We start from the raw sequence: 1,145 nt of genomic DNA on the forward strand, positions 1-1,145 counted from the left end.
ATTAATATATGCGTTATATCCCAAGGCGGAAGTTGAGACTCCACTAATCCATAACGGTAAATCGGGTGATATGGGAATAGATTGTATTGTTACAGTTCAGGACGCTTTAGGTCACCCAATGAAATACTATATACAGTGTAAGCGATACACAGCTAATAATATTGGTAGTCCTGATTTACAGAATTTTATCGGTAGTATCGCACCCTACTCTTTAAGACAGGGTATTTTCATGACGACTGCTAAATTTACTAAAGCAGCCTATCAGTATCTTGATTCTTTAGAACATCAATATACTATAAGACTAATAGATGGGGAAAATATGGTAAACCTGATGATCAAACATCGTATAGGTGTTATTGAAGACCACGCAGACCCAGTTCTAGCAATGAATGAAGGGTTTTTTCGTGATCTTGGTTAGACTAAAGGGTTTAAAATAATATTCGATTAAGCAATTTAATTATTATAATTTAACAACAAGCATAACGGAGTCAAAAAGACTCTAGATGTACAGGGAAAAAAATGAAGATTGACGCTGATGTATTAAGTATTGGTGACCTTGAGCAATACTATTTCGTTGTTCCTGACTATCAAAGAGAATATGTGTGGGAAGCAGATAAACATATCCAACAATTCCTAGTGGATATTGATGAAGAGTTTGACGCCCATTTAAATGAGCAACAAAACTATTTTATAGGCTCAATTATCATTGTGGCGAAAAATAGCAAATATGATGTAATAGATGGACAACAACGTTTAACTACAATTGTCCTGTGTTTGTGTGCAATGCGTAATCTACTCGAAGATCTCGAAGACAATCAGCAACTTACTGCCGTAAGTAGTAGTATCCTCAATATAATAAAAAACTGGCTGTACAAATTTGATTTAAAGACAAAGACAACTCTTCCACGTCTTGAACTTCAATACGAGGAAAGTAATGGTTATTTGGACACCATAATTCTGAAAACTGAATACGAAGGTGAGGTCACTAGCTCAATACGCAAAATGCAAGAAGCCTATGCACTCATTTCTAAACACTTCCAAAACTACATACAACAATCAGTTGAGCTTTTTGACGACTATGTTCAGTACTTTTTAACTAATGTAAATGTTGTCGTTATCGAGTCAGACAATCTAGGTAGTGCACT

General features: G+C 35.2%; 2 protein-coding genes. Both read left to right on the top strand.

The window, feature by feature from the left end; translation table 11 throughout:
- Window positions 1-418 (top strand): restriction endonuclease (locus tag ACS8FC_RS14610; protein WP_439297297.1); only part of this gene is annotated, 418 nt, incomplete at its 5' end.
- A 101-nt stretch (window positions 419-519) separates the two neighbouring features.
- The coding region (locus ACS8FC_RS14615; protein WP_439297298.1) for a DUF262 domain-containing protein at window positions 520-1,145 on the top strand (626 nt) is incomplete at its 3' end.

It is taken from the genome of Psychrobacter sp. 1Y4, from assembly GCF_051847555.1.